This window comes from Candidatus Syntrophocurvum alkaliphilum (assembly GCF_009734445.1).
Lineage (GTDB): Bacteria > Bacillota > Syntrophomonadia > Syntrophomonadales > Syntrophomonadaceae > Syntrophocurvum > Syntrophocurvum alkaliphilum.
On the sequence record NZ_CP046457.1, the window covers coordinates 903,645 to 925,177 of the forward strand.

Annotated in this window: 29 protein-coding genes; all 29 read right to left on the bottom strand. The window is 34.5% G+C overall.

Translation table 11 applies throughout. From position 1 onward, the window contains the following. Positions 1–40: 40 nt before the first annotated feature. The 29 genes from SYNTR_RS11525 to SYNTR_RS04560 all read right to left on the bottom strand — a co-directional run bounded on the left by SYNTR_RS11525 (position 41) and on the right by SYNTR_RS04560 (position 21,458). Entirely contained in the window at positions 41–196 is a 156-nt protein-coding gene (locus SYNTR_RS11525; RefSeq protein ID WP_197079199.1) for a hypothetical protein, read from the bottom strand. Between the two features lie 11 nt (positions 197–207). Then, positions 208–507: a phage tail assembly chaperone G gene (gpG, locus tag SYNTR_RS04425; RefSeq protein WP_156203389.1), complete on the bottom strand. Its 300-nt coding sequence runs from the start codon at positions 505–507 to the stop codon at positions 208–210. A 14-nt stretch (positions 508–521) separates the two neighbouring features. Further along, on the bottom strand, positions 522–1,094 hold the full coding sequence (locus SYNTR_RS04430; RefSeq protein WP_156203390.1) for a major tail protein: 573 nt from the start codon (positions 1,092–1,094) through the stop codon (positions 522–524). 2 nt (positions 1,095–1,096) lie between these two features. Next, complete coding sequence (locus SYNTR_RS04435; RefSeq protein ID WP_156203391.1) at positions 1,097–1,426, bottom strand: hypothetical protein; 330 nt, start codon at positions 1,424–1,426, stop codon at positions 1,097–1,099. Beyond that, on the bottom strand, positions 1,423–1,785 hold the full coding sequence (locus tag SYNTR_RS04440; RefSeq protein WP_243140261.1) for an HK97-gp10 family putative phage morphogenesis protein: 363 nt from the start codon (positions 1,783–1,785) through the stop codon (positions 1,423–1,425). The genes SYNTR_RS04435 and SYNTR_RS04440 overlap by 4 nt, the downstream gene beginning before the upstream one ends. Before the next feature lies 1 nt (position 1,786). Further along, positions 1,787–2,113, bottom strand: coding sequence for a phage head closure protein (locus SYNTR_RS04445; protein ID WP_156203393.1), 327 nt, complete (start codon positions 2,111–2,113; stop codon positions 1,787–1,789). Between the two features lie 4 nt (positions 2,114–2,117). Next, on the bottom strand, positions 2,118–2,354 hold the full coding sequence (locus tag SYNTR_RS04450; protein WP_243140235.1) for a head-tail connector protein: 237 nt from the start codon (positions 2,352–2,354) through the stop codon (positions 2,118–2,120). Between the two features lie 65 nt (positions 2,355–2,419). Next, positions 2,420–2,941, bottom strand: a complete 522-nt coding sequence (locus SYNTR_RS11760) for a hypothetical protein (protein WP_320411457.1) — start codon at positions 2,939–2,941, stop codon at positions 2,420–2,422. Between the two features lie 60 nt (positions 2,942–3,001). Next, a complete protein-coding gene (locus SYNTR_RS04460; RefSeq protein ID WP_156203395.1) occupies positions 3,002–4,195 on the bottom strand; it encodes a phage major capsid protein in 1,194 nt (397 codons plus the stop codon). A 15-nt stretch (positions 4,196–4,210) separates the two neighbouring features. Next, positions 4,211–4,897, bottom strand: a complete 687-nt coding sequence (locus SYNTR_RS04465; protein WP_156203396.1) for a head maturation protease, ClpP-related — start codon at positions 4,895–4,897, stop codon at positions 4,211–4,213. Next, a complete protein-coding gene (locus SYNTR_RS04470) occupies positions 4,898–6,061 on the bottom strand; it encodes a phage portal protein (RefSeq protein WP_156203397.1) in 1,164 nt (387 codons plus the stop codon). Between the two features lie 247 nt (positions 6,062–6,308). Beyond that, the gene (locus SYNTR_RS04475) at positions 6,309–7,031 is read right to left on the bottom strand and encodes an HIRAN domain-containing protein (RefSeq protein WP_156203398.1); all 723 of its coding nucleotides are present in this window, start codon (positions 7,029–7,031) and stop codon (positions 6,309–6,311) included. A gap of 2 nt (positions 7,032–7,033) precedes the next feature. Next, the gene (locus tag SYNTR_RS04480) at positions 7,034–7,918 is read right to left on the bottom strand and encodes a HipA domain-containing protein (RefSeq protein WP_156203399.1); all 885 of its coding nucleotides are present in this window, start codon (positions 7,916–7,918) and stop codon (positions 7,034–7,036) included. A 295-nt stretch (positions 7,919–8,213) separates the two neighbouring features. Next, the gene (locus tag SYNTR_RS04485) at positions 8,214–9,053 is read right to left on the bottom strand and encodes a S1 family peptidase (protein ID WP_156203400.1); all 840 of its coding nucleotides are present in this window, start codon (positions 9,051–9,053) and stop codon (positions 8,214–8,216) included. 185 nt (positions 9,054–9,238) lie between these two features. Continuing rightward, positions 9,239–9,601: a hypothetical protein gene (locus tag SYNTR_RS04490; protein ID WP_156203401.1), complete on the bottom strand. Its 363-nt coding sequence runs from the start codon at positions 9,599–9,601 to the stop codon at positions 9,239–9,241. Between the two features lie 110 nt (positions 9,602–9,711). Beyond that, positions 9,712–11,262: a terminase large subunit gene (locus SYNTR_RS04495; RefSeq protein ID WP_156203402.1), complete on the bottom strand. Its 1,551-nt coding sequence runs from the start codon at positions 11,260–11,262 to the stop codon at positions 9,712–9,714. Positions 11,263–11,264: 2 nt separating this feature from the next. Then, positions 11,265–11,738 carry a phage terminase small subunit P27 family gene (locus SYNTR_RS04500; protein WP_156203403.1) on the bottom strand — a complete coding sequence of 158 codons (474 nt, stop codon included), beginning with the start codon at positions 11,736–11,738 and terminating at the stop codon, positions 11,265–11,267. A gap of 131 nt (positions 11,739–11,869) precedes the next feature. Next, positions 11,870–12,061 carry a SymE family type I addiction module toxin gene (locus SYNTR_RS04505; RefSeq protein ID WP_156203404.1) on the bottom strand — a complete coding sequence of 64 codons (192 nt, stop codon included), beginning with the start codon at positions 12,059–12,061 and terminating at the stop codon, positions 11,870–11,872. Positions 12,062–12,063: 2 nt separating this feature from the next. Further along, the gene (locus SYNTR_RS04510; protein ID WP_156203405.1) at positions 12,064–12,807 is read right to left on the bottom strand and encodes a virulence-related protein; all 744 of its coding nucleotides are present in this window, start codon (positions 12,805–12,807) and stop codon (positions 12,064–12,066) included. Between the two features lie 64 nt (positions 12,808–12,871). Beyond that, complete coding sequence (locus SYNTR_RS04515) at positions 12,872–14,101, bottom strand: site-specific DNA-methyltransferase (RefSeq protein WP_156203406.1); 1,230 nt, start codon at positions 14,099–14,101, stop codon at positions 12,872–12,874. Next, positions 14,073–14,528, bottom strand: a complete 456-nt coding sequence (locus SYNTR_RS04520) for a helix-turn-helix domain-containing protein (protein ID WP_156203407.1) — start codon at positions 14,526–14,528, stop codon at positions 14,073–14,075. Before SYNTR_RS04520 ends, SYNTR_RS04515 begins: the two co-directional genes overlap by 29 nt. Positions 14,529–14,849: 321 nt before the next feature. After that, positions 14,850–15,191, bottom strand: a complete 342-nt coding sequence (locus SYNTR_RS04525) for an HNH endonuclease (RefSeq protein WP_156203408.1) — start codon at positions 15,189–15,191, stop codon at positions 14,850–14,852. Between the two features lie 296 nt (positions 15,192–15,487). After that, complete coding sequence (locus SYNTR_RS04530) at positions 15,488–15,916, bottom strand: DUF1492 domain-containing protein (RefSeq protein ID WP_156203409.1); 429 nt, start codon at positions 15,914–15,916, stop codon at positions 15,488–15,490. 17 nt (positions 15,917–15,933) lie between these two features. Further along, complete coding sequence (locus SYNTR_RS04535; protein WP_156203410.1) at positions 15,934–16,479, bottom strand: DUF7768 domain-containing protein; 546 nt, start codon at positions 16,477–16,479, stop codon at positions 15,934–15,936. Between the two features lies 1 nt (position 16,480). Beyond that, on the bottom strand, positions 16,481–17,836 hold the full coding sequence (locus SYNTR_RS04540; RefSeq protein WP_156203411.1) for an SNF2-related protein: 1,356 nt from the start codon (positions 17,834–17,836) through the stop codon (positions 16,481–16,483). Continuing rightward, a complete protein-coding gene (locus SYNTR_RS04545) occupies positions 17,817–18,098 on the bottom strand; it encodes a VRR-NUC domain-containing protein (RefSeq protein WP_156203412.1) in 282 nt (93 codons plus the stop codon). The genes SYNTR_RS04540 and SYNTR_RS04545 overlap by 20 nt, the downstream gene beginning before the upstream one ends. 146 nt (positions 18,099–18,244) lie before the next feature. After that, the gene (locus SYNTR_RS04550; RefSeq protein ID WP_156203413.1) at positions 18,245–20,485 is read right to left on the bottom strand and encodes a phage/plasmid primase, P4 family; all 2,241 of its coding nucleotides are present in this window, start codon (positions 20,483–20,485) and stop codon (positions 18,245–18,247) included. A gap of 101 nt (positions 20,486–20,586) precedes the next feature. Continuing rightward, a complete protein-coding gene (locus tag SYNTR_RS04555; protein ID WP_156203414.1) occupies positions 20,587–21,255 on the bottom strand; it encodes a Rha family transcriptional regulator in 669 nt (222 codons plus the stop codon). After that, positions 21,252–21,458, bottom strand: coding sequence for a hypothetical protein (locus tag SYNTR_RS04560; RefSeq protein ID WP_156203415.1), 207 nt, complete (start codon positions 21,456–21,458; stop codon positions 21,252–21,254). Before SYNTR_RS04560 ends, SYNTR_RS04555 begins: the two co-directional genes overlap by 4 nt. Between the last annotated feature and the right edge of the window lie 75 nt (positions 21,459–21,533).

The window sequence follows — 21,533 nt, forward strand, 5'->3', positions numbered from 1 at the left end:
CACCTCCTTTTGGGCATAAAAAAACACCTATCTATAGGTGCTACAAGATTTCATCTATATATGATTGGTGTGTTTGCAGTTTCTTTTTTAGTAGTTTTAGATAATAAATGATATCCATAGTATCAATATCATTTAAGGTCCATCCTTGTTCTAAGAGGTTAAGGTAAAGTTTATCAATAAAGTCTTGGGGACTCATTATGTTCCCCTCTAGGCGTTTTTTTCATCACCTGTAGTCACACTACCCATTTCTCCTACTACTTCATTAATACAACTTATTAATGTTGGTACTAATTCTTTAGATGGAAGTCCATCATATACATCATCTAGAGTAAACTGTTTATTAAAAAGCTGTACTAGAAATTCAACCATTAGGTCTAGCTCATCTACACTTATTTGTTCAAAGTTAATACTCTGAGATATTTCTATAGTTCTTCTCATCATACGAGCACTAATGAAGTCTGAAACAAAGGTTTTTTCTTTCCCATCAATTAATAAAGTTATTTGCAAATGTTTCACCTCCATTAATCTTCAAAGCCTTCTTCTTCATCATCTCCTGGAACCTTATCAAACCAAGTATCAGCTCCGGTAAAAGAAGTACTATCTTCATCAGCAGTATGTTTCCACTCACCATCATGAGTTCTTGGCATAAAGGTTAATTTAAGTTGAGGGGTTTTGTGTTCAACATTATCTTTTTTGGTAGAGTAATCCTCGGCCATAGGTTGAGCTATTCCTTTTAAAAGCCATATATATCTGTACTTACCATTGGATTTTTGGCTTTTAAAACCTAGGGCAATATGGGGTGCTACATCACTAGATTTTTCAATCAAGACTCCTTCTTCTATGGTATTTCCACCTAGTTCGGCTCTAATGTTTAATGGTAAATCTGCAGTTTCAATTTCTACATCAATTTTTCCTAAAGCTGAAACAGACTCCCAAAGTTGATCATCAGCATATAATTCTTGGGTGTTTACTGTGGGGCTTATAGTAGCATTAATTGCTCCAATTAACGGTGTTGGTGTTTCATATATAAGTGAGTCTTTACTATCTTCAGTTAAAATTGCATAATGTAAATTTTTTAATCCAACTTGAGCCATTACTATTCCTCCTTTTCAATTCTATATCTCATCACTTTGTGATAGATTTTTAAGTCGTTTTCATATAGGTCGTTAAAACTTATCTTAATAAATCCAGCTTGTTGCATAAGGTTATGAACATTATCTACTAGGTCTGTATAATCTGAATTAGACCAGATATCTAACTGGATATACTGACCGGTAATTCTTTCTTCATCATCAGCATGTTGTTCTGCTTTATCTAGATAGGTAAAAAATGTGATATAGGTATTAGCTTTTCCTTTGTATGTTTGGAAAGTTACTGGTACTTCTAAATTAGAAAGGGCTGTTAGGATAGTTTTATTAATACTCATATCCCTAAGCCTCTTTTTAGTTCATATTTTATTGTGTTAACAGCATCTCTTTTGGATTTTTCATAACCTCTACCCATAAAGGGGTTAGCTTTCATTTTTACTGTGCCATATTCTATGAATTTGCTATAAAATACTTTATTGCCTGGCCCAACTAACACATGTTTTGCACCATCTTTAGTTCTAATACCTGAGGTAGAAATACTTCTTTTAAGTGTTCCTGTTCTAGTGGGTGCTTCACTTTTTATCGCCTCTTCTACAACATTACCAGCTTTTCTTAAGGCTGAATTTTCAATTCTCTTAGCTTTATCTCCTAACTTTTGCACTTCATCTAGTAGTTCTTGCATACCTACTAGCTCCATCTTAACCACTTACACCCACCTCCTGTGCTCTAATCTCTATATACTTGTTTTGATATTTGATATTATCAATTGCTATTATGTTGTACTGTTTATCTTTAAAGATAATTCTCATACTGTTATCTATTCCAGTAATATAGCGGATAGTAAATTCAACTGTATTTTCAGCTTGAACTGCTGCAGCCGCATAGTATTCTCTACCCCTAAGATTTGAAACTGCTGCCCATACTGTTTTGAAGTCTTTTAAAGTTTCTTCCTCAAAGCCATTAAGATTGGTGGTTATGATAGGTTTTTGCAAAGTAATCCGGTGTCTTAGTTCTCCTATCTCCATTTAATCACCAGCTTTCCTTACGAAAAGGGTTTAATAATCTTTTGATAGTATCTAAGGTTTCTTTTAATCCTTCTCCTTCTCTTTTTTCATACATTGAAGCAATACTAAATAAAACAGCGCTTTTGATTAACTGTGGTACTTCTTCAAATTCGGATACAGGATATCTTAATATTCCTTCACATAGTTCAATTGAGGATTCTATTAAAGAGGTGATAAGAGCATCTTCCTCATCACCTTCCATTCTTAAATACAGTTTTACTTCTTCAAGTGAGACTATCAGTTTCCCTCACCCCTATCTAGTTTAGTTTAGTCCCCTTCAACCGTTACACTTGCTACTTCTGATGTTACATCAGGAGCTTCTTCTGCAGTAATAACACAGTAGTAATAAATTGTTCCTTCGGTTAAATTAGTAGGTAAATCAAACACTGCTTCTGTAGCTCCTTCAATTAATGTTCCATCTTCATTAGACTCTGTGTTATTGCTATACCACTGATAAGATAATTCACTACCATTACTTACTGTTGCATCTACTGTAAGACTCTCCTCAATGCTTCCTTCTGTAACTATTACATCTTCTGGTTCTATTAGTATTGTAATTACCGGTGCTTTAGAAAACATAACTCCTGCTGATCTAAGTTTTACTAAAAGTTTATTAAAATCAGCTACTAGTCCGGCAATTGTAGTGGCCTGACTATTAGATTGATAGAGTGCTTGTGATAACTCCTCTCCATTAAACATTAGTTTACCTTGCTCTATAATGTTTAGTTCCCCACTGATGATGGTTTTTTCTCCACCTTGTTCGGTATAATTTTTCGTGTTGTATGTCATGTTAGTTCCTCCTTAAAAATATAGAAGGCAGACTATTAAGACTGCCTACCAATATTTAATTTACGCTTTTTGTTGTAATACCTTAACTGCTTCAGAAAGTATTAGTTTTCCATCAAGGCGCTGCCAAGCTAGGAAACCTACTTGTCCATTAGCTGCATATAGCTCATTAAGTCTTTTAAATGTTCTACCCTGACGATCTGCAATCCAATAATAACTTAAATCACCAAAAAGAATAGTTTTCTCACCTGCTGCCAGTGTTGGCATGTACTGTGACGTTACTACTGGGCGGTTTAAAATAGTATCTGATGTTCCAGCTACTACTGAAGGCTGCCAGATATAATTCCCTTGTCCATCTTTTAGTTTTCTAATAGCCTTAATAGTAGCATCATTAACAACAAAGGTAGCATTTTTTCTATATGGTGCTTTAAGGCTATGATATAGATCAATTACTTCATCCATTGTTATAGCTGTAGCACTTGCTGCTGTTACTCCAACATCTGCACCACCAGCACTATTTAAAAGTCCTGTAGGTTTACTACTTCCATCACCTAATAGAAAAGCTTCTTCTTCTGCAGCACCTATTCTTCTAGCAAACTCGGTAGCTACATAAGATTCTAAGTTAAAGAAAGCATCATGTAAGAGTTCATCAGATATCTTTAACATAGTCCCTAATTTATAGGCAGATAAGCTTACTTGAGTAAAACTATCATCACTTTCTTCAAAAGCTCCTGCTTCATCCATCCAAGCTGCACTACCATGACTTGCTACTACAGGAATTTTACGATCACCATGACTAGTATTTATAACATGGCATAGATTTCTCATTAAATTAACGTCTTCTAAAGCTTTTATTAGCTGTTGTTCATATTCATCAGGAACTAGGTAACCCCCTTCAGAATCTTCTCCGGTCTGTAAGGCGTTTTGCACAGTTGGATTAACCTTATTTCTCATAGCACCCCAAAATGCACTCTTGTATGCATCAGTTGCTCTACCGGTTTTTTCTTCTATGTTTGTATTCGGGTTGTTTCTAATAGGGTTACTAGTGGCCTTTGATAGTTCTAATTCTATTGATGCTTGTCTTTCTAAACGCTCTATTTCTTTACCTAAACTGATTACTTCTGCTTCCATTTTTTCATAAGTTGCAGTATCTTCTGCTGATAAGAGTTCATTCTCATTTCTTCTGGAATCTAAAAAAGCTTTGGTTTCTTCCCAAAGCTTCGCACGTTTTTCTCTTAGTTCTAATATTTTATTCATTTATAAATCCTCCATTTATTTAAGTATTTCTAGCCTTTTAGCTAGGTGGTTGTAAGGCGTTCCTGTTTCTTTTGGTTCACTGGTTTTAGGTAATTTACCCATAAAGTTATTGGTTACAGTAACCTTATCAAACATAAAGCCATTCATGATTGCTTCAGGGATAGCTTGTTCTGTGTATAAAACCTGATCACAGAATCCTAGTTCATGAGCCTTTTTAGCGCTCATCCAAGTTTCTCTATCCATCATATTTGAGATTTTATTTCTTAAAAGACCTGTTTTTTGTTCATAGGCATTGATAATACTTTCTTTTACTTCAGATAACATTTCGATCCCTTTTTTAATGTCAGCCTCCTCTCCCCAAACTATTGTGGCCGGGTTATGAAGCATCATCATTGCAGTTGGGGACATTAAGACTTCATCTCCTGACATAGCAATTACTGAAGCAGCACTAGCAGCAATTCCATCAATCTTGACAGTAATTTTTCCTTGGTATTCTTTTAGCATAGTGTAAATCTGACTTGCTGCAAAAACATCGCCACCAGGGGAATTAATCCAAAGGGTAATATCACCATCTGCTTCTTCAAGTTCTGCTTTAAATTCTCTAGGGGATACATCATCATCAAACCAGCTTTCCTGGGCGATATATCCATCAAGATAAAGGGTTCTACCATCTTCATTTTTAACCCAATTCCAAAACTTCAATTATTCTTCACCTCCATTTTGTTTGTTCGCATAAGCTCCAATATCCTCAAGCTTAAGCATATTACCATTAACTGCGTAGACATCTCCGTGTTCTATGGTGTTCATGTTTTCTAGCTCTCTTACATCGTTAGGTGATAGAAAGCCATTTTGAATGCCAATGCTGTAACCTTCCATGCGAGTTTTATAGTCACCACGCAGTAAACCTTCAACATTCAGCTTAAAGAAGTAGTCTTTCTTTTCATTTGGTGATAAAAGAGCTTTGTTTAGGACCATTTCCCATCTAGATAGCCAAGGGGTTAAGGTGTATTTCACAAACTCAATACTTTGGTTTTCTATATTGGAAAATGTAGCTCTCTCTAAGTCACCAATTAAATGTGGTGGTATCCTAAATATCCTAGCTATTTCATTAAGCTGAAATTTTCTAGTTTGTAAAAACTGAGCCTGTTCTGGTGGTATTCCAATAGGTTTAAAACTCATACCTTCTTCTAATACTGCAACTTTATGAGCATTTCCACTACCACCATAGACACTGTTCCAACTATCTCTTACTTTGGCCGGGTCTTTTAAAATGGCTGGATGTTCTAATACTCCACCGGGATTAGCTCCATTATTAAAAAATTTAGCTCCATATTCTTCAGTTGCTATTGCCATACCAATAGCATTTTTGGCCATAGCTATCGGAGAATAACCTACTAGCCCATCAAAACCTAGTCCTGGAATGTGTAGTACTTCGTAGTTTCTTAGAAGGTATTCCTGGCCTTCTTTCTTATAGCTATAGTAAATCTCACCTTTGTCACTTCTATTAACAGACATGTTATCTGGCATTAATGGGTATAGCGCAGTTATTTTTCCTCTACCATCTCTTATTATTTGGCTGTATGCATTTCCCCATAATAAAAGATGACCCATCAGTGTTTCGCGAAACACAAATGAAGTCATCTCGGGATTAGGCTCATCATGTAAAAGATAATATAGTGGATGGTCTAGTGCTTTTTCCTTACCTTTATCAGTTCTTTTGTAAGTATGTAAGGGTAAGGAAGCTAAGGTTTCAGCTAAGATTCTTACACAGGCATAAACTGCAGTAGTTTGCATTGCTGTTCTTTCATTAACTAACTTACCACTTGATGTTGAACCAAATAAAAAGTTATATGTGTTGTTAAACATATTATTCTTGGGACTAGCTCGGGGGTTTAGTAATTTTGATAAAAACGGTATTATGATTATGATCACCTCCTAAAAATAGGCATAAAAAAAGCACCTCATTCGAGATGCTTAATTACGAGCTAACATTCATAAAGGAGCAAAACATATAGATCTACTCCTCCCGTAAATGGAATATTTGGATTAAGGCATTACCCATGCCTTCCTACGGTAAAAATCTTTATCTAACTTCTTATTTTAAAGTTATATTTTAGCTACTCATTGTTATTTGTTTTGTATTAATAGAAAGTTCTAATTTAACCCTTATACACTCTTGGCATTGCATATCTTTATTTAACTCAACTACTTTCACTTCGTATGTTGCTCCGTTTTTGAGAAATCTAATAACACCTTTACTATAGTATCTCGGTATATATCCAACATGGCTTCCCTGCTTATCAAGTATTTTGATTGCATTTTCATCATATTCATTTGTCGGTTCTAATTCTAAGCTTAATTGGTCGCCTAAATTTAAATAATTATTTTTTTCACAATTATAACCATCACAGCCTATACAATGTCTTACACCCGCAATATAAAAAACTCTTTTAACTTTACCGTTAGGTTTTTCAGGAATCGGATCAATAAATTCTAGGGTATCGATTGGTAATTTTGCACCACTTTTTTTTAATAGCTTATACTCATCAAAGTTTGTCAGGTCATATTTTGCTAAAATTTTTTCGATTCCTCTCCTTTTGCTATCAGGTAATCTACTTGAAAAGGTCGGAAATAAAGTGTCACTTTTATAAACTTTATCAATATCATCAAAAGGTATTAATAGTTCAAACCCTTTTTCAATTGCCTTTTTCACCTCATGACCATAGGAAAATTCATATTGACTATTTTTGGATAGCTGACCCACGATAAAATTTCGTCTTGAAATAGGATCCTTCCATATTAAATAAAGGTAATCCTTTTCATTTTTCCTTGACACTGTTATTCCTCCTTTCTAAGATTAAACTGATGTGCCATTAAGTTAACTTTTTCAATTAAAAACTTTTTTATTAAAATTTTTCTACGTTTACTCACTATGTCAGCTGTGTATTGTTCTAATATTTCATCTAAACTATTTTCATTAATATGATAATTTATTGTTTGTACAATATCAATAACATCATTATAGTAATTATCTCTTAAAAACCTTAGTACTTCTAGATGCGTCGGTTCCTTTTTTATATTCTTATTTATTCTAATTCTCGACGTGGATTTGGTGTCAACTAAAGACAGGAATCTTACTTTATCATTCCCAAGATAACCATCTATTTTCGATTCTTGTATATAACAACAAAGAGACGAAGCATTATCATACAAAGGACATAAAGTATAACTTTTTCCTTTTTGTAAAATCGCCCAGTTGTTTTGATGTCTATCAGTATTACCTATCAAAAAATCAAATATAGGTATTTTAAGAAACTCCTTTTGAAAATCAAATTCTTTTAGAGAGTGTAGTATCATATCTAATGAATAGTACTCCATTTGTTCGTTATCATATAAAAGATTTGGATCATAACTGGGATAATACTTGTTAATAAATTGTATTCCTTCTCTTAAATTTTCGTTATCATTATTTATTTTATAACTTATACAGCCTATTCTAGAATTATATGAACCTAAATCCACTTTCATACATTCAATATTAATTAACTTGGCAATTTCAGAAGCTATTTTCTCAGATAAATGCTCTGTTGTATATTCTGATTTTCTAAACTTAAACAAACCTACCTCACTATTATTTGGATCGACTAACCAAATCTTTTCACTACGACCACTACCTTCAGAAGCTCCCTCGTATTCCATCCACGAACTAAAATCTTTTATCATAACACCCAACCCCAACTCAAATACGTACTTTGAATTAGTTTAATGTAAATATTTGTATAATGTCTAGAATAACATAAATGTATGATATTTTACAACATAATTAGCCCCTCTAACTATAAACACTTCCTTAATTTCCGCCTTCATTTCTTACAGTATCATGTGCCATAATAAGAGAACTACACCATCTATCTTTTAAGTTTACTTTTACTTAAAAAGGGTATTTTAATTATGATCACCTCCTGAAAATGGGCATAAAAAAAGCACCTCTAAGTTCTTATGAGATGCTTTATATATTTTATCTATTAATTAAAGTTCTTATTTTTGGCTTAAAGTCTAGTAATCTTCTACTTTTTACCGCATAACCAAGATTAATCATTAGGTTAGTTCTTGCAGTTGGAATAACAGATGTTGGAATAGTTGCAGTATGAATTTCTCCTACTGCAGTCATCTGCGGTCCAGCATAAAGAATACCTAAGAAAAGCAGTCTAGTACCTATACTTATACCATTTGTAGTTGGATATGAACCTTGATTATATATAAATATCGGTGAACCACTGGAACCCGGAAAACATGCCATATCAACTACAATGTCGGTTTTATTATTGTAATCAAATCTTGGATGAATAGCAGTAACCCCTCTTCTAATTATTGGTAAGTTATTCGTTTGATCCCATAAACCGTTCGGATAGCCTACCATAATAACATCTTCCAGAACAGATAATGTCTCTATTTGTTCAGAAGTTGGAATTAATGATTCGTCTAATGACATAGTAAACAAACTCTTATTATATTTCGCAATTGCATCTTCATAAATTGGTTGCATAAACATAATACATAGGTCAACGTTTATATCAGGATGAAAAGTAAATGCTTTCTCAAAATCGTAAATTACATATGAAAATTTCTCTCCATAATCTGGGTTATTTTGAGAATCCGCGACTGTAAATACAAGCCTCCCGATTTTTGCACCTTTGACTACGTGTTTGTTTGTCACAAGTATTGGGACGTACTTATCTTCATCAAATATGTATCTAAAAGAGAACCCTGTTCCGGTACTTAGTATAATTCCTTCTTTATTTATTACTTCAATTCTAACCGTACTATGCATTAACCTTTCAGAAATTGTAAGTTTCATGTATTACTCCTTTAAGATGTTAATTTTTCTGAATATATCTAATAATGATTATAACAAAACTATACTTAGATAACTTAAGGTATACTATAAAAATTACTATTCCTATCTACCATAACACTCCCTGTCTAATGCAATAATTAGTGCTAAGGAAACGTTAATGCACTCGATATTTCTTTGTCATTTAATTATGTAGGTATTATAATCTCACCATTTCTTATTCTTCGAGATAATTTTTCAGCTTCATAAACTGCTTCTGGAAATTGTTTGTTTAATTTAGAGTTGACTACAACTTCTAATGCTTCTATCGCTCTTCCTGATTCTATTATTCTTAACAAGCAATTTACTCTTGTTCTTGTTGCACTAATTTCTTTATCAAATTCATTATCTCCATCGTTGTAGATTTCTTCAATAAATTTAGTTTTTGATACACTATCTTTTAGTTCATTAATTCTTAAAATAAATGCTTCCATATAAAGTGCAACAAACCATAGACCTGCTGATCGATAACAATTAATAAATTGCTTATCCGAAATCTGTTTTTTATCCATTAATTCGCCCCCTCGATTTTTGCTATTTATAGTATAACAATTATTCGAGCAGCCTGATTTAGCAATTTTACAGCTAACAACCATCATTAATCACCTATGATTATATACGGTTACAATATCAATATCCCTCTATCATCATATACACTTCCACCACTTCTACCTTCATTCCTGATAGCTCTATCCAGTGCCATAATTAAGGCAACTGCACCATCTATCTTTTCAGTACTTTTATCCTTATCCGGTTTGATATTGCCAGCTGGATCAGTTTTGATGTAGATATTATCCATCATCCACCTTAAGACAGGATTACCACCATGGGCTATCTTTTTTTCAAGTGTTAGCTTCATAAGTTCCTTTGAAGATGGTGACATGTCCTTATACCCTTGCCCGAATGGTATAACTGTAAACCCCATATCATCAAGATTTTGGGCCATTTGAATAGCACCCCATCTATCAAAAGCTATTTCTTTTATGTTATAAATCTTACCTAACTCTTCAATGGTTTTTTCAATAAAAGCATAATGGACTACATTTCCTTCTGTAGTTTTAATATATCCTTGCTTTTCCCAAACATCATATGGAACATGATCACGTCTAACTCTTACTTTTAAGTTTTCATCTGGTATCCAAAAGTAAGGTAAAATAATATAATTCTCCTGCTCTGTTCTTGGTGGAAATACTAAAACGAAAGCAGTAATATCTGTTGTACTAGATAAATCTAATCCTGCGTAACATTCTCTTCCCCTTAAAGAATCTAAATCTATATTTTCATCACAAGAATCCCATTTCTCCATTGGCATCCACCGGACTGATTGTTTTACCCACTGGTTAAGTCTTAATTGCCTAAATAAATTTTCTTCCGCAGGATTATCTACTGCACTGTTATATGCATTTCTAACTTTCTCTACATCAATTGTATAACCTAAAGATGGATTAGCTTTATACCAGTTTTCTTCTAAGCTCCAATCATCATTGTCATTAATACCATATATTACGGGATAAAAAGTAGGATCATTTTTTCTACCTTCAAGTATATCTACTGCTTTTTGATGTACTTCATAACAGATTGAATTTCTATCTGTACCTGCTGTTGTTATTAAAAAATATAGTGGTTGAAGCCTTGCATCACCAGAACCTTTTGTCATAACATCGAATAAATCTCTGTTTGGTTGAGCGTGAAGCTCGTCAAATACAACTGCATGGACATTAAGCCCGTGTTTTGTGTAGGCTTCAGCTGATAATACCTGATAAAAACTGTTAGTTGGTTTATATATTAAGCGTTTTATAGACATAACTGGCTTAATTCTCTTTTTTAAAGCAGGAGATTGATCTACCATATCTACTGCAACATCAAATACAATGGATGCTTGTTGACGATCTGAAGCACAACCATAAACCTCAGCGCCCCATTCATTATCCCCACAAGTCATAAGTAATGCTACTGCTGCAGCTAGTTCACTTTTGCCATTTTTCTTAGGCACCTCAATATAGGCTGTATTATATTGCCTATAACCATTTTCTTTAACTGTACCAAAAATATCTCTTATAATTTTGTCTTGCCAAGGTAATAAATCAAAAGGTACGCCTCTCCACTGTCCTTTAGTATGTTTTAAGCAGTTAATAAAATTTACAGCATGTTGAGCTCTCTTTTCATCATACACTTTTAACCACCACCCTTAAAAAGAACAAGTTCCATAGGGTCTTCAGTTATGTCAGGTGTATCTGCTACAATTCTACTTCTAGATGAAGGTGTTAGCCCAAACTGCTCACAGAATCTATTCATTAGTTTTAAATAGGTCTGGGCAATTGATACTTGTGGCACTTGCTGCCAATATCCTGAAGGAGTTTTAACAATTGTGCCATGTTTAGTTATAAATTCTTCTGCTTCTTTCCACCTAGCGTAAGCTTGACAATATCCAGCGAAAGCGGCCATATCTATTTCTGTTAATAAACCTAGCTGTTCTAGTTGCTTGACCATTCTTCGCCATTCCTTTTTGGCTTCTGGTTCAAGCCAAGTAGGACATCTTGGTGCTTGCTTTTTTGGTTTGGGCTCATGTTTATTTATATCCCGCTTACCTGGATTACCTTCCAGCACTTTTATTGCTGTTGGCTTTGGTTTACGTCCACGTTGGGCCACAGGTATCACCTCCTTTATTTAATTTATATATAACAAAAAAGAGCCTTAATGGCCCTTTGTCAAAACACTGTTATTATATTTCATTCTTACGGGGTAATGGCTTATTAGACCAAGTGCATATGTTTAAAGCCTTATCGAGAATGATTAAGGTTATTTTTTTCTATAGGTTCAATTACTAGTTTACCTTCTTCTTCTTTTACAATGATGTTATCACCAATTTCATAACCTAATCTTTTAAGCCACTGCCCTTGCAATCTTATACATGGGATGTTTTTAGATTTACTATTTGAGCTTTCATAAACCTTTAATATTCTTTGATTCATGACTACTTGCCCCCTTGTCTAAAAGCTGCGTTCCCACTTAAGTTTTTAAGTAGAACTTTTCTCGCCTCTTTATATTCATCACCTATCATCCCAAGTCTAAGTAGCCATGTTCTAAATGTGTACTTTTCATTATCAGTAGGCTTTGCATTAAATACTACATGTTTCTGGTTTTTAGATTTTGCATCGATTAGGTTAAATAACTGGATAGCTACTCCTTCATCTTTTGGTGTTTGTGGTAAATTAAAGGTTATACTTTCATCGTCTATTTCTATGTTGGTTTCAAGTGGCTTAATATCTAATTTAAATTCTTGTATGGTTTCAGCTTTAGCTATATTAATGTCTGCAACTAAATCATCCTCTACTATGTTGTCTATTAAACCTATTGATTTTTTAATTAAGTCCTGTTTGCTGTATATCATGTTTATTAGATTTCTTAGGGTTCTGCCACTATGACCTTCTAAAGAAATATCAATTTTAAAACCTAAATTTTCTTTGGTTTCATCAACTGCTAAGGTTTTTAATGCTGTCGTTTCTATAGTTTCTTCAAACGGTTCTGTAACAGCTTTATTTAATACTTCTTCCAGTTTCATTTCTAAACCAGCTGCTGTTACTATTTTTCCTTCCTTGCTAATAGTGTAGGTTTCATCATCTGTTGTAATTTCATAAGCATATGTAGGTAGGTATAAGTATTTTGCCTTTACTTTAAAATGATCTTCCATTCTTTTTACTATTTGTTTTCTATCCATAAAATCCCTCCTGTGCTTTTGGTATGTCTATATATCACTCAAAAACACAGGGATAGCAAGGGGTTTATGCTGCATTGTTAATGTTTTTAAAAGGTATTTTCTCACCTTCTCTTATTAGAAAAACTTCTTCATCAGAGCCTACTTGTTCGATATATCGTTTAATTCCTACATCCACAAACTTTTCTTCTAGCTCTATTGCATAACAAACCCTATCCAATTGCTCACAGGCTATTAGTGTAGATGCACTACCTGAGAAGGGGTCAACTACAATAGCATTAGTAGTTGTACTATTTTTAATCGGGTAAGCAATTAATGGAATAGGTTTCATAGTGCTGTGAAGTTTACTACTAGAGGGTTTATCAAATTCCCATACAGTAGTTTCTTTTCTTCCTGCATACCATTTATGTTTGCCTTTTTTCTTCCAGCCAAATAAGCAAGGTTCATTTTTCCACTGATATGGAGACCTTCCTAATACCAGTGATTGTTTAACCCACTGACACACCCCTGATAAATAAAAGCCAGCATCTTCAAAAGCCCGTCTAAAAATTAACCCTTTGGTATCTGCATGAAAAACATAGATAGATGCGTCATCAGCCATTACAGCCTCCATGTTTTCGAAAGCACTAAGTAAAAATTGATAAAACTCTTGGTCTTTTAAGTTATCATTCTTGATTGTTCCTTGGCTCCCATCATAAGACACACCATACGGGGGATCGGTAACTACTAGATTAGCTTTCTTGCCATCCATCAGTTTTTCATATATTTCAGTTTTGGTGCTATCACCACAAATAAGTTTGTGTCTGCCTAGAAGCCATATATCTCCTTGTTTTGATATAGGTTCTTCTTCTAGAGCAGCATCTACATCAAAGTCATCATCTGTAACATCTTTATCATGAATATTACTAAATAACTCATCTATTTCTGGAGGTTCAAAACCAGTAAATTTAATATCAAAATCCTGCGACTGTAGATCCATAATAAGTTCACCAAGCAATTCTCTATTCCATTCACCACTAATTTTATTAAGAGCAATATTTAACGCTTTTTCCTTGGTCTTATCAATATCTATAACCACACAGTCAATCTCGGTATAACCTAATGACTTCAATACAGATATTCTTTGGTGTCCACCAATTACCGTTAGGTCTTTATTAACTATAATCGGCTCAACATAACCAAACTCGGTTATGCTATTTTTTATTTTCTCAAATTCACTATCACCGGGTTTTAACTTTTTTCTTGGGTTATAACTGGCTGGTATTAGTTTATCTATTTCCAGTTTCATAAACTTCATCTTCATCACTCCAAAATCTTGATTTTATATAGCAGTCATGGCCGCAGTATTTTCTTTTTTTGTTACCATAACTACTAAACTCTTTACCACAATGTGGACAAGTATAATGATATATAGCTGTTTCACTTTTACTTCGTGCCTGCGGATTTTCCTTCCACCATTTCCGCCGACATTCTGTAGAACAAAATTTTCTTGTTCTACCACGCCCTGTTTGTTTAATTGGTTTTGCACAGCAAAAACACAGTAAATGGTTATTTATTTTTTCTTTGACATTTAAAGAAACTACTTTTGAATCTCCATCTAAACCGTTTCTTTTACATAACCCTCGAACACTATCCCGCGATATACCAAGTAATGCACCTATGGCTTTATATCCAACTCCTTTAAGTCGTAGCTCATATATTTTTTGCTTTTCTAATTCTGTCATCTCGCACACTCCTTTTGCGTGAAAATAAAAAACGCCCTTATATAGCTATCTGCCAAGCTTTAAAAGGCGTTTATATATTATTAATTTGCAGTTTATTGATTATAGTAAACTTTTGGCTGTTAATCCTAACGTTATCGCAATTGTAAAAGCGTTAAAGGGCCATATTAATTCTTATGTCTAAGTCATTTTATCTATAAAATGGATAACCCCCCTTATTTAATTCCGCGAAAATTCACGCATGAGAGGGCGGCGGTCCCGGTGCTATAAGGGTTTAGAGATTATGACTCCCCTCCCCCCTAGCAGGGCTTATGGAATTTTATGTTAATAGCTGTACTCTTGATACTGATCTTTTGTCCTAGTCTTCCTATCATGGCACCTCTTACATAATGGCTGCCAGTTACCCTCATCCCAGAATAGTTTTTCATCACCTCGATGTGGAACTATATGATCCACTACTGTAGCAGGTGTAATCCTACCTTCTTTTTCACAGTACCTGCATAATGGATTAGCTTTTAAGAATCTCTTTCTTGCTTTTCTCCACCTACTGTCATAACCACGACTTGCAGCACTAGGTCTATCATTAGTATGAAACTTACAATAAGTATTAGTTGTTAGTTCTGGACACCCAGGATAACGACATGGTGTTTTTGGTTTGTAAGGCATTTTCTTTCACCTCTTTAAAACAACTAGGGAACATGCAATACACCTTCTTTGTCGTATACCATGTTCCCCATACACATTTTTTGCATTTCATTTTTCTCAACTCCTGTTTAATGGGCATAGAAAAAGCCCTCGGGAGTTTACTCCTTTGGGCTTTAATACTGCGTTTCCCGGGAGTCGTAACGATCTATCCCTTAGGCATATCCAAACAGCATGTGATTCTCTTGATTATTTCTATACCTTTACATCTTATATAATATCAACATTGCATAGTGGTTTAAAGTCGCTTTTAGTTGCTTTTAGTTGCTTTTAGTCGCTTTTAATTTTTGTTCTATGACTTTTAATGCTTTTCCATGTACACGAAACACCCAACTACGTTCATAACCTAAATCTGCTGATATCTCTTCCCACGACTTTCCACTAATGTAGCGCATCTCAAGGAGCAATCTATAGTTTAAGTCATTAACCTTATTAATCGTTTCTAGGATTTCCCTTTTTAAATCTACTAGTCTATCTATATCTGCATTGATTTCATTTTCTAAATCTATAACTTTTACAATAGCATTTTCTGCGGGGCTTCTTACATCATTACCTCCTGAAACTTTTGTATGGGTAAATGTTGCAGTAACTTTTGTAGCTAAACTCTTTAATGATTCCAATTGCTCTAACTTACTATCAATTATCTGATCAAGCCAAATCCCCTGTGATAAGTATTCTTTAGCTTTCAAAACCCATCCCCCCCTAATTATTTGACTTCGAGTTTACCCTTGTAGTAAGTATCGATAATAAACTTTTGTGTTTCTCTATCTAGTGAACGTATTCTTTCAATAATCTTTTCTTGTTCTTCTTTCGCCTGTTCTTTAGTTTTTAAGAATGAACAATCTGGCCCTTTGCATTTATTAATTGTTAAAATAGTGCACTTCTTATTTTTATAAGCAAAACAGTCTTTTTCATTTTTCATCTCTTTGCAACTGGTACTAAAATATTTAATCGGCATCATAAGCTTTTTTGCCTGATTAATCTCAATACTCATACCAGGGGAGATATACTCACCAAAAACCCATAACTCTTGACATTTAGCTAATATATTTAATCCTAAATTAATTCCTAAGTTTCTCTCTTCTGGATCATGCTCATTTAAAATTTGTGGGTATAAAAGATGCGGCACAAATGGCACTGCGCCTTTACTTACAGCAAATCTCCCATACCTTCTTGCACGTTGTGAATTACCTTTGATATCACCGGCGAATGGTGAACATATGAATACTATTTTTTTATCTATATCTGCCACTTTAAAAACCCTCCTTCAGTCTAGCTTTGACAGCTTCAATTAAAGCCGTCTGGCTAGTATCTTTATCTTCAATTGCTTTCATAACCCGTTCATCGATAGTGTCTTTAGCAATAGTGTGGTGAATTACAACCGTATTCTTTTGTCCTTGTCTCCATAGTCTTGCATTGGCTTGGCTGTATAGTTCTAAACTCCAAGTAAGTCCAAACCAGATAATAGTACAACCACCATCTTGTAAATTAAGACCATGACCTGCTGATGCTGGATGGCACAGAGCTATATTAATATTTCCCGCATTCCACTTTGCTATATCTTCTGAGGTGTTAATCTCTTTTGCATCAAAACGTTTCTTGATTCGATCCTTATCATGTTTAAAGCTATAATAAATAAGAACAGGTTTTCCATTAGCTGATTCTATTAAATCTTCTAGGGCATCTAGTTTATTATCATGAATATACTTAACATCACCATGCTCATCATAGACCGCACCATTTGCCATTTGTAGGAGTTTGTTAGATAAGACTGCTGCATTGGCAGCATCTACATCACTATCCTCAAAAGGTAGTAATAGATCTTTTTCTAACTGACGGTATAGTTTCATTTCTTTATCTGATAAGCTAACTTCAACTTTATTTAATATACAGTCAGGCATTTTGATATACTCCAAAGCCTTCATGCTAATACAAATATCAGTTATTTTTTCATAGATTTTATCTTCAGCATCTTCGTTAAGAACATAATCAGTAGGAATAATACCATTAACAAACTTCTGTGGATGAAAATACCTGCTGCGGTAGCCTGTAAAAGTTCTACCTAACCTTTGACCGCCATCTAAGAGATAGACTTGACTCCAAATATCTAAAAGATTATTAGGTGCAGGAGTACCTGTTAACCCTACTATACGTTTGATTTTATGACGCACTTTCTTTAATGCCTTAAACCTTTTGGCTGATGGAGATTTAAAACTAGATAGTTCATCAATAATAACCATGTCAAATGGCCAATCATTTTTATAAAGCTCGACTAGCCAAGGAACATTTTCTCTATTAATTACATAAATATCAGCTTTTTTATAAAGGGCCATTTTCCTTTCTTTTTCACTGCCTAGTACATTAGAGATAGTCAAACCATTAAGATGCTCCCATTTTTCACATTCTCGAATCCAAGTATCTCTAGCTACTCTTAAAGGTGCAATAACTAATACTTTAGTAGCATCAAAATAATCATAAAGTAAGCTAAAGATAGCTGTTAAGGTGATTACTGTTTTACCAAGCCCTGGTTCAAGAAAAAGTCCTGCAACATTATGTTTTAAAATAAAATCAGTTGAGTAAGTTTGATAATCATGTGGCTGATATTTCATTTAACACACCCCTAATATCTTCTGGGTCATCTAAGCAATAAACTAAAAACCCTAGTGACTCTAACTGTGCTTTTCGCTTTATCTGAATAGGTCTCATTTTCTTGCCAGGTGCTTTTACTTCTATAAAACCTATTTTTCCGTTAGGCAAAAGTACCAGCCGGTCAGGCACTCCATTTATACCTGGGGATATTAACTTAAAAGCACGTCCACCTCTTCTTTTCACTTCTTTTACTAGCATCTGCTCTATATTTTTTTCTGTCATTTTACCTCCTTTAACATCAGTGATAACTAAGTGGTGATGGTCGGTGATGGTTATTTCCTTAACTTTATATATAGGCTATTTTTTTAACCCTATAGAAAAGTTATATAAATGACTATCATCGACCATCACCTTTATAGAAAATAGGCTTATTCCATAAATTCAGATTTCAGCCTAAACCCTTTAATAACCGCACCTTTTTTGGTCTTATGCCTTTCAAACCCTTCTGAGTCTAGTACAGTATAAAAATCAGCTGTACTTCGTGCGAACTCACCTGTTCGAAAACAAAAAGCACGATATTCGTTATACACTTCACCAGACTTTGCTGTAAATGTTTTATCAATCTCACAGCACTCTGTAAGAAAATGTGAAAGCCAGTCATTGTTTTCCTTATATGCCTGCATCGCATCTTTAACTTTCTGTGGAGGTTCTATTCTATATGCATCTTTAATTGCTTTTTTTGCCCCCTCAATAATCCAAGCTAATATCGCACCGCCAGCGTTCTCGAAAAGATAATCTGCATAATTTTTTATATCCTGATTTCCTTGAATCTTTGCTGCAAAAGGAATAAGAATCAACCTTCGCCATGTACCTTCATCAATCGCCCCAACTTTTGGAAGGTGATTGGTATACAGCACTAAAGTATGACTTGGGATATAGCTAAAAGGGTCTTTATATTTCTTTTCCGCATATATTTCATCTGTGGAGCAAAGCTGTTTAACGTTAGAGGTATTAAGACGCATACCCTCTTCCATTTCTGCTGCAATCAATAGTCTTTTTCCCTTAGCTTCGGCTAGCTCCGGTTTTACATTTCTGCGACAGCCTACTGTCAGCATATCTGCTGAGATATTACCACTATATGAACCAAGTACCCTTGATACCGTATTCCAAAAAGTCGATTTGCCGTTACGACCTTCGCCATAAGCAATAATTAAAGCCTCCACATAAACTTTACCAATAGCACAAAGCCCCACGATTTTTTGTACATAGTCAATAAGATCTGCGTCACTTAAGAAAAATATATTTAGTGCGTCCTCCCATTTGCTTGCTCCTACATCATTTGGGTCTACCTCTGTTTGCTTTGTAATAAAATTAGAAGAATCCTGCTCTAGTTTAGTCCCCTTACGCAAGTCATATGTAGCAGAAGGGGTATTTAGCAAGAACTCATCTGCATCAAGTGTTCTTTGTTCAATTTCAAGCATAGGGCGGGCCTCTTTTAATACTGATGTAATATATTTTGAATCTCTGCGTTTAATAGCGTAGTTCCTGTATAAAGTAGCTGCTTCATACATATTAAAAAAATGAGCCTGTTCTTTGTTAAAAGAGTTTATGGCTTTTTTAGCTCCCATTGATGCCATTATTTCTGCAGCACCGTTTTTAACCATTTTGGCCATCGCTTTTTTCATCTCTGATTCAGCTTCATCTAGCTGTCTAGTGGTAAGTTCTTGTGCGACCGCCTGTGCCTTTGACTTTGACTCCTCCCAAAAGCTACCGTTGTATACGATATAATCTGTGGCCGAAGAGTATCTAAGGGTAGCTGCATATTCTCTTGATAGAACAACTGCCTGTCCAACATCAGAAAAATCATCAGGCTTTAATAATATATCTGAGTTGTAAGCCTCAGGTGGTATATATCCTTTCTGTACTGACACCCGTTTTCCAAAATTAGCTGCACTTTTCCATATCAGTTTAAGTTCACTCTCTTCAAGTGGTGGATTGCAATTCTCTGCCTTTTTCAGGAATAAATCATATGCCTGATCTGTATCCCCATAACGCTTGATGATTTTTCCTGCGTAATTTGACATTGTACTATTACGTTTTCCCTCAGGTATCTCTTCTTGTTCGTTATCCCAGTTAATAAAAGCAACATCTTCTAAAAATTCAGTAATACTTTTATCACCTTCATAGATTTCTACATCTGCATTATCGGTGCCAAATATAAGCCTCGCACTATCAATAGCATTTACGTCAAAGTAGGGAAATGCCGATACAATCTGCTGCTTTAATGTGGCATATTCAATTTGGTCTGTTGTTATTGGAATCATAAAATATACATGAAACCTTGGACGTGCAGACTTATTGCCTTTCTGCTTCATATGATTTCTGCTATATGCCACTGCAAAAGGAATACCTGAAAATACCCTTGCAACATCAGATGAAGTAACCCACTCTTTAGGATCCTCCGAGTGGTCATTATCACAATCAAGTGCTACATTATCAGCCTGAATAAAATTATCCTTGCTGCGGTAGTTGTCTTTATATTCTGCTGTAACATGGTCAAACTTAATTGCTTTAAGAAAGGTTTCCTTATCCTCAATTACAGCCTTTTGGGAATAAATGCAGTTTGAAAGATTTCCTGCGCAATCTGCTGTATGTAAAGTAAACTTCATTCTAAGGCCTTCCCTCCTTAAACTTCATTGCTTCAAGAGGTTTGAAGGCAGGCTTTCTTTCTGCCTTCTCCTCTTTGCAAAATATTTCACTGTAAATTATTTTATATAGCCTTTTCCTTCATCTTAGTTACGTACCACTCCAAATAACGCTTTCGTTGTTGATAATCTGGGACTGCCACAAGCAAACCTACATCAATTTTTTGTAAGGTTTCAAGCATACTGATTTGTTCATCACTAAGATAAGGTCTAATACTTTTTCCTTTTTCTATGTTATTTGTCAATCTAAACTGCTTTGCTGACATCCCAATAACAATGCGATTAAGCATATCGCACTCATTGCTGAAGTGATATGGCTTAGGATTATCGTGTAGTAGCTTAATATTTTCGGTAAGTAAAGGGAATTCCTCACGAGCTGACACAAGAGTATTAATAAACTGCTCCATCTTGTTAAAGCGACGAATATACTTTTCCTTGAATCTCATTGCTTTCTGACCCGTGTAGCCCATGACCAACATTGTAAACCCATCGCGTGTCATAAAATAACACGGTAGTCTTCTCCCTGTACTATCCTTATAAAAACTAGATTTAAAGTTTGAACTAACAAAATCTTCACTCAATCCAGATTTGGAGTCAGTGATTCTTGCTATATCGCGAAGAACATGAAAATGTTCTTTCTCAAAATATTGGGCGATATAAAGGCTGTCTACTCTTGCAGTGTTCTCTCTGTCAGCGAAAACACCATATTTGTCTTTAGGTATCAATTCTTTCATATGCCGCCCTCCATTCCGCTCTTACTACATTTAAGGCAGTAAACTGCTGTGCCATTTAGATCTCCGTATTTAGAATTTAAAATTTCTACAAGGTCAACATTAACTTCACACCCGCAATCAGGACAGATACCAAACACATTGTCATCATGGATTTCTGTGGTAATCTCGACAACATCGTTAAATCTTGCTTTAACATAAAACATAAAAATTTTACCTCCTGTAATTTACTAAGGGTTTAAGCTCCTTATTATTCACAGGACAGAAATTATTATTTTGAG

Coding starts and splice junctions, on each gene's coding strand:
- SYNTR_RS11525 (WP_197079199.1), bottom strand. CDS start 196: ATGAGTCCCCAAGACTTTATTGATAAACTTTACCTTAACCTCTTAGAA.
- SYNTR_RS04430 (WP_156203390.1), bottom strand. CDS start 1,094: ATGGCTCAAGTTGGATTAAAAAATTTACATTATGCAATTTTAACTGAA.
- SYNTR_RS04435 (WP_156203391.1), bottom strand. CDS start 1,426: ATGAGTATTAATAAAACTATCCTAACAGCCCTTTCTAATTTAGAAGTA.
- SYNTR_RS04440 (WP_243140261.1), bottom strand. CDS start 1,785: ATGGAGCTAGTAGGTATGCAAGAACTACTAGATGAAGTGCAAAAGTTA.
- SYNTR_RS04445 (WP_156203393.1), bottom strand. CDS start 2,113: ATGGAGATAGGAGAACTAAGACACCGGATTACTTTGCAAAAACCTATC.
- SYNTR_RS04450 (WP_243140235.1), bottom strand. CDS start 2,354: ATGGAAGGTGATGAGGAAGATGCTCTTATCACCTCTTTAATAGAATCC.
- SYNTR_RS11760 (WP_320411457.1), bottom strand. CDS start 2,941: ATGACATACAACACGAAAAATTATACCGAACAAGGTGGAGAAAAAACC.
- SYNTR_RS04460 (WP_156203395.1), bottom strand. CDS start 4,195: ATGAATAAAATATTAGAACTAAGAGAAAAACGTGCGAAGCTTTGGGAA.
- SYNTR_RS04470 (WP_156203397.1), bottom strand. CDS start 6,061: ATGTTTAACAACACATATAACTTTTTATTTGGTTCAACATCAAGTGGT.
- SYNTR_RS04480 (WP_156203399.1), bottom strand. CDS start 7,918: ATGATAAAAGATTTTAGTTCGTGGATGGAATACGAGGGAGCTTCTGAA.
- SYNTR_RS04485 (WP_156203400.1), bottom strand. CDS start 9,053: ATGAAACTTACAATTTCTGAAAGGTTAATGCATAGTACGGTTAGAATT.
- SYNTR_RS04490 (WP_156203401.1), bottom strand. CDS start 9,601: ATGGATAAAAAACAGATTTCGGATAAGCAATTTATTAATTGTTATCGA.
- SYNTR_RS04505 (WP_156203404.1), bottom strand. CDS start 12,061: ATGAATCAAAGAATATTAAAGGTTTATGAAAGCTCAAATAGTAAATCT.
- SYNTR_RS04510 (WP_156203405.1), bottom strand. CDS start 12,807: ATGGATAGAAAACAAATAGTAAAAAGAATGGAAGATCATTTTAAAGTA.
- SYNTR_RS04515 (WP_156203406.1), bottom strand. CDS start 14,101: ATGAAGTTTATGAAACTGGAAATAGATAAACTAATACCAGCCAGTTAT.
- SYNTR_RS04520 (WP_156203407.1), bottom strand. CDS start 14,528: ATGACAGAATTAGAAAAGCAAAAAATATATGAGCTACGACTTAAAGGA.
- SYNTR_RS04525 (WP_156203408.1), bottom strand. CDS start 15,191: ATGCCTTACAAACCAAAAACACCATGTCGTTATCCTGGGTGTCCAGAA.
- SYNTR_RS04540 (WP_156203411.1), bottom strand. CDS start 17,836: ATGAAATATCAGCCACATGATTATCAAACTTACTCAACTGATTTTATT.
- SYNTR_RS04545 (WP_156203412.1), bottom strand. CDS start 18,098: ATGACAGAAAAAAATATAGAGCAGATGCTAGTAAAAGAAGTGAAAAGA.
- SYNTR_RS04550 (WP_156203413.1), bottom strand. CDS start 20,485: ATGAAGTTTACTTTACATACAGCAGATTGCGCAGGAAATCTTTCAAAC.
- SYNTR_RS04555 (WP_156203414.1), bottom strand. CDS start 21,255: ATGAAAGAATTGATACCTAAAGACAAATATGGTGTTTTCGCTGACAGA.
- SYNTR_RS04560 (WP_156203415.1), bottom strand. CDS start 21,458: ATGTTTTATGTTAAAGCAAGATTTAACGATGTTGTCGAGATTACCACA.